This is a genomic window from Cupriavidus sp. D384, assembly GCF_001652915.1.
In the GTDB taxonomy this organism is placed as follows: domain Bacteria; phylum Pseudomonadota; class Gammaproteobacteria; order Burkholderiales; family Burkholderiaceae; genus Cupriavidus.
On record NZ_BBQI01000024.1, the window covers coordinates 201646 to 208029 of the forward strand.

A 6384-nucleotide genomic window follows, 5' to 3' on the forward strand; every position below is an offset into this window, starting at 1 on the left:
CTAACGCGCTGACGGCGCCCGGTTTGCCAAGACAAGACGGACCTTCCTAACATGAGCCTCCCCAATCCGCCCGCAGCCCCAGCGCGTCCCGGCCTTGCCGTGACTGGCGCCGGCATGGGCGGACCTGGCAATCAAAGGAGGGTCCCCTTGACACATCCTGTCCCCAATCCCGCCGGCGCCGCCGTCGATGACATGACGCTTGCGGCACGCAGCCAGCAGGCCGTCTGGCATCCGTGCACGCGCCTGCGCCCTGACGCGGCCGACAACGAGCCGCCGCTGGCTATCGCCCGTGGCGAAGGGCCGTGGCTGATCGATACCGATGGCCGCCGCTATTTCGACGCCATCAGCTCGTGGTGGGTCAACCTGTTCGGCCATGCCAACCCGGCGATCAACGCCGCGCTGGTCGCGCAACTGAACACGCTCGAGCACGTGATGCTGGCCGGCTGCACCCACGCGCCGGCCGTGGAACTGGCCGAGCGGCTCGAAGCGCTGACCGGCGGCGTGCTGGGCAATGCGTTCTATGCGTCTGACGGCGCGTCGGCAGTGGAAATCGCGCTCAAGATGAGCTTCCACTACTGGCGCAACACGGGCCTGTCGGCCAAGCGCGAGTTCGTGTGCCTGCGCCACGGCTACCACGGCGAAACCGTGGGCGCGCTGGCCGTGACCGACGTGGAGATCTTCCGCGATGCCTACGACCCGCTGACGCGCCGCGCCCATGTGGTGATGTCGCCCGATGCGCGCCAGGCCGGTCGCGGCGAGTCAGCCGCCGGTGTGGCAACCCGCGCGCTGGCCGAACTCGAAGCGCTGCTGCGCGAGCGCGCGGGCCAGATCGCCGCGCTGATCGTCGAGCCGCTGGTGCAGGGCGCCGCCGGCATGGCAATGTACGACCCGTCCTATCTGGAAGGTGCCCGTGCGCTGTGCGACCGCTATCGCGTGCACCTGATCGCCGACGAGATCGCCGTGGGCTGCGGCCGCACCGGCACATTCTTCGCGTGGGAACAGGCGCGCGGCGGCGAGCCTGTCCCGGCGCATGCCTGGCCCGATTTCCTGTGCCTGTCGAAGGGCATCACGGGCGGCTACCTGCCGCTGTCGCTGGTGCTGTCGCGCCCGGAAATCCAGCGCGCCTTCGTGGCCGACGACATCGCGCGCAGCTTCCTGCATTCGCATTCGTACACGGGCAACCCGCTGGCCTGCCGTGCGGCACTGGCTACGCTGGACCTGTTCGCATCGGACGACGTGCTGGCCCGCAACCGCGAACGCGCCCAATGGCTGGCCCAAGCGATGGCCGGCATTGCCGCAGACCCCCGCGTAAGCCACGTGCGCCAGTGCGGCATGATCTGGGCTGCCGATATCGACCCCGAGGCCGCCGGCCCTGACTTTGCGGCGCGCTTCCACCTTGCCGCACGCGAGCGCGGCGTGCTGGCGCGGCCGATCGGCAACACGCTGTACGTGATGCCGCCCTATGTATTCGACGCCGCGCTGGCCAACTGGCTCGGCGAGCAATTGCTGGTCACGCTGCAGGCAGTACTGGCACCTGACGAGGAGGCACGCCATGCTGCTTGACCACCTGAAACGCGCCGCTGCGGCGCGTGAAACCGAGGCGCTGACGCGCCGCCGGCGCATCGCCCATACCGCCTGCGCCCCGCACCAGTCGGTCGGCGCCGTCGATGCCACGCCCACCCCGCTGCTGACCTTCTGCAGCAACGACTACCTGGGCCTGGCCAATCACGCGTCGATCGCCCACGCGCTGGCCGACGGCGCGCACCGCTACGGCGCCGGCAGTGGCGCGTCGCACCTGGTCAGCGGCCACTCGCTGGCCCATGCCCAGCTGGAGCACGAACTGGCACGCTGGATGGCGCCATATATCCCGCAGGCGCAGGCGCTGTACTTCTGCACGGGCTACATGGCGAACCTGGCGGTGCTGACATCGCTGGGCACGGCCGATGCGACGCTGTTCTGCGAGACGCTCAACCATGCATCGCTGATCGATGGCGCGCGTCTGGCGAAGGCCGACGTGCAGCGCTATCCGCATGGCGACACGCAGGTGCTGGATGCGCTGCTGCAGGCCAGCCAGGACAAGCTGAAGCTGATCGTCACCGACAGCGTGTTCAGCATGGACGGCGACCTGGCACCGCTGGCCGCGCTGCTGGCGCTGGCCGAGCGCCACGACGCATGGATCATCGTCGACGACGCGCACGGCTTTGGCGTGCTGGGCGGCAACGGCCATGGCGTGCTGGAGCACCTGGGCCTGCGCTCCGAACGGCTGGTCTATATCGGCACGCTGGGCAAGGCCGCCGGCGTGGCCGGTGCCTTCGTGGCGGCGCACGAGACGGTCATCGAACACCTGGTCAACACGGCGCGTCCGTATATCTATACGACGGCCGCGCCGCCGGCCGTGGCGCACGCGCTGCTGACCAGCCTGGAAATCATCGCTGGCGAGGAAGGGCACAGCCGGCGCGCCCATCTGGCCGATCTGATCGCGCAACTGCGCCAGGGCCTGGCGGCGCTGGCCGCGCAGGCGGGCTGGACGCTGGGCGACAGCGATACCGCGATCCAGCCGCTGATCGTGGGCGATAACGCGGCATCGCTGGCGCTGTCGGCGGCGCTGGAGGCCGACGGCATCCGCGTGGGCGCGATTCGTCCGCCCACGGTGCCGGCTGGCACGGCGCGCCTGCGCATCACGCTGTCGGCCTCGCATACGGCCGCCGACGTGGCGCGCCTGCTCGATGCCATCGCCCGCGCCATGCCGCGCCGGCACAAGGAGGCCGCATGATTGCCAACAAGCCGGAGCGCTTTGCCTGCTTCGTCACGGGAACCGACACCGGCGTGGGCAAGACCCACGCCACCGCCACGCTGCTGCACGCCCTGTACGGGGCCGGCTACAGCACGGTGGGCATGAAGCCCGTGGCAGCCGGCGGCGAGTGGCTCGATGACCGCTGGCAGAACGACGATGTCGACCAGCTGCGTGCGGCGGGTTCGGTGATCGTGCCGCAGGAAGAGATGTGCCCGTTCTTCTTCCGCACGCCGGCATCGCCGCACCTGGCCGCCGCGCTGGAAGGCGAGCGCATCACGCGCGGGCCGATCCGGGCCGCGTTCGACTCGCTGTGCACCAAGGCCGATGCCGTGGTGGTGGAGGGCGTGGGCGGCTTTGTCGTGCCGCTGGACGTGGGCGCGGTGCGGTGGAATACCGCCGACCTGGCCGCGATGCTGGACCTGCCCGTGATCATGGTGGTGGGCGTGCGGCTGGGCTGCCTGAGCCACGCGATGCTGACCGCCGAGGCGGTACGCGCACGCGGCCTGAGGCTGGCCGGCTGGATCGCCAACCGCATCGACCCGGACATGCTGCTGCCTGCCGAGAACATCGTCACGCTGCAGGACGCGCTGGACGCACCGATGCTGGGCGAACTGCCCTGGCAGGTGGCGCCAGCCGTTGCCGCCCAACACCTGGACCTTGCGCCGCTGCTGGCAAGCATGCCGCCGGTTGCAGCCTCCAACATTGCCGCGCCGCGTCACGCCTGACCCGCGCATCGTGAAACCGAATACGTATTCCCCGAACATGACTCAAATCGCTGAAACCCAGACCGTCGCCACCATCTCCGCCGAATCGCTGCGCCAGTCGGCCCGCAACATCGCCGCTGCCGCGCCCAAGGAGGGCGACGCCTGGCGCGTGGACGACGTGGCCGCGCTGTTTGCCCTGCCATTCAACGACCTGCTGTTCCGTGCGCAGCAGGTGCACCGCGAGAATTTCGACGCCAACACCGTGCAGCTGTCGACGCTGCTGTCGATCAAGACCGGCGGTTGCGAGGAAGATTGCGGCTACTGCCCGCAGAGCGCGCACCATGACGCGGGCGTGACGGCCGAGAAGCTGATGGACCTGGAAGCCGTGCTCGACGCCGCCAAGTCCGCCAAGGCAAACGGCGCCACGCGCTTCTGCATGGGCGCCGCATGGCGCAGCCCGAAGGACCGCCACCTGGAGCCGGTGATCGACATGGTGCGCGAGGTGAAGGCGATGGGCCTGGAAACCTGCGTGACGCTGGGCATGCTCAAGGCCGAACAGGCACAGCGCCTGAAGGACGCGGGCCTGGACTACTACAACCACAACCTCGATACGTCGCCCGAGTTCTACGGCAAGATCATCACCACGCGCACGTACCAGGACCGCCTGGACACCATCGGTCATGTGCGTGACGCCGGTATCAATGTCTGCTGCGGCGGCATCGTGGGCATGGGCGAGGCGCGCGAGGCGCGTGCCGGCCTGATCGCGCAGCTGGCCAACATGGACCCGTACCCCGAGTCGGTGCCCATCAACAACCTGGTGCAGGTGGAGGGCACGCCGCTGGCGGGCACCGAAGCGCTGGACCCGTTCGAGTTCGTACGCACCATCGCCGTGGCACGCATCACGATGCCGCGCGCGATGGTGCGCCTGTCCGCCGGCCGCGAGGCCATGGACGAAGCGTTGCAGGCGCTGTGCTTCATGGCCGGCGCCAATTCCATTTTCTATGGCGAGAAGCTGCTGACGACCGGCAATCCGCAAGCCGAGCGCGACCGCGCCCTGCTGGCACGTCTCGATATCCGCGCCGAAGGTTACGCGGGGTAAGCGACGTACAACCTGCCGATCTGAAGGAGCCTGGCTCGCCTTGACCCGGAGACAAAGGGAGGAGCCATGTTCAACAAGATCCTGATCGCCAACCGTGGCGAGATTGCCTGCCGTGTGGCGGCCACGTGCCGCCGGCTCGGCATCCGCACGGTGGCCGTCTATTCCGACGCCGACGCCGACGCGCGGCACGTCGCGTTCTGCGATGAAGCCGTGCATATCGGCGGTGCGGCCGCGCGCGACAGCTATCTGCGCGCCGACCACATCATCGAGATGGCAAAGGAAACCGGCGCCCAGGCCATCCACCCGGGCTACGGCTTCCTGTCCGAGAACGAGGACTTCGCGCGCGCCTGCGCCGAGGCCGGGCTGGTCTTTATCGGGCCGCCTGCCGATGCCATCCACGCAATGGGCAGCAAGAGCGCCGCCAAGCAGCTGATGGAAAAGGCCGCGGTGCCGCTGGTGCCCGGCTATCACGGCGAGGATCAGGATGCGGCGCTGCTGCGGCGCGAGGCCGACCGCATCGGCTATCCGGTGCTGCTCAAGGCCAGCGCCGGCGGCGGCGGCAAGGGCATGCGCGTGGTGGAGGCCGGCGACGGCTTCGAGGCGGCGCTGGCATCGGTCAAGCGCGAGGCGTCGGCCAGCTTCGGCGACGACAAGGTGCTGGTCGAGAAGTACCTGACGCGCCCGCGCCATATCGAAATCCAGGTGTTTGCCGATACGCACGGCAACTGCGTCTACCTGTTCGAGCGCGACTGCTCGGTGCAGCGCCGCCACCAGAAGGTGCTCGAAGAAGCGCCGGCGCCGGGCATGACCGAGGAACGACGCCGCGCGATGGGCGACGCCGCCGTGGCCGCCGCCCGGGCCGTGGGCTACGTCGGCGCCGGTACCGTGGAATTCATCGCCAACCAGGACGGTTCGTTCTACTTCATGGAAATGAACACGCGCCTGCAGGTGGAGCATCCGGTCACCGAGATGATCACCGGCCAGGACCTGGTCGAATGGCAACTGCGCGTGGCCGCCGGCGAGCCGCTGCCGCTGGCGCAGGACCAGCTCAAGATCGACGGCCATGCGCTGGAGGCACGCATCTACGCCGAGAATCCGGACAAGGGCTTCCTGCCGTCGACGGGCACGCTGCGCTTCCTGCGCACGCCGCCGGCTGTGCAGTTCATGCGTGGCGGTGACGCCCATGGCCCGGCCGGCGTGCGGATCGACGCCGGTGTGCGCGAGGGCGACACCATCAGCCCGTTCTATGACCCGATGATCGCCAAGCTGATCGTCTGGGGCCGCGACCGCGACGAAGCGCTGTCGCGCATGGCGCAGGCGCTGTCCCATTATCACGTGGTGGGCCTGTCGACCAACGTGGCGTTCCTGCAGCGGCTGGTCAGGTCCGAGGCATTCCGCACGGCGGATCTCGACACGGGCCTGATCGAGCGCAACCAGACCGTGCTGTTCCCGCCGCAGAAGTCGGTGGGTATCGAGGCCATCGCGCTGGCCGTGGCCGCGCTGCTGGAGCGCGAGACGCGCGAGCGCCGCGTGGACGAGGCCGACCGCCATTCGCCGTGGACCCACGCGGGCGGCTGGCGCCTGAACGCGCGCGACGTGCGCAAGCTGTACTTCGAGGGCGCCGGCCACAAGCTGGAAGTGGTGCTCAAGGGCGATGCACGCGCAATACCGGATCAGCGCCGCAGCACGCTGATCTACGCCGACCAGGCCGCGCCATTCGCCTACACCTTCAACGCCGACGACATCCGCGTGGACCTGGGCACCCGCCGCACGCACGGCCAGGTGCA

At 69.2% G+C, this 6384-nt stretch carries 5 protein-coding genes; all 5 read left to right on the top strand.

Going from position 1 to position 6384, the window contains the following annotated elements; translation table 11 throughout:
• The first annotated feature begins 192 nt into the window (after window positions 1-192).
• A complete protein-coding gene (gene bioA, locus A9J21_RS10210) occupies window positions 193-1563 on the top strand; it encodes an adenosylmethionine--8-amino-7-oxononanoate transaminase (protein ID WP_404851362.1) in 1371 nt (456 codons plus the stop codon).
• Window positions 1553-2773: an 8-amino-7-oxononanoate synthase gene (bioF, locus tag A9J21_RS10215; RefSeq protein WP_066734923.1), complete on the top strand. Its 1221-nt coding sequence runs from the start codon at window positions 1553-1555 to the stop codon at window positions 2771-2773. Before bioA ends, bioF begins: the two co-directional genes overlap by 11 nt.
• Window positions 2770-3519: a dethiobiotin synthase gene (bioD, locus tag A9J21_RS10220; RefSeq protein ID WP_066734925.1), complete on the top strand. Its 750-nt coding sequence runs from the start codon at window positions 2770-2772 to the stop codon at window positions 3517-3519. Before bioF ends, bioD begins: the two co-directional genes overlap by 4 nt.
• A gap of 37 nt (window positions 3520-3556) precedes the next feature.
• The gene (bioB, locus tag A9J21_RS10225) at window positions 3557-4597 is read left to right on the top strand and encodes a biotin synthase BioB (RefSeq protein WP_066734976.1); all 1041 of its coding nucleotides are present in this window, start codon (window positions 3557-3559) and stop codon (window positions 4595-4597) included.
• Window positions 4598-4663: 66 nt separating this feature from the next.
• On the top strand, window positions 4664-6384 hold a 1721-nt coding region (locus A9J21_RS10230; protein WP_066734932.1), incomplete at its 3' end, for an acetyl/propionyl/methylcrotonyl-CoA carboxylase subunit alpha.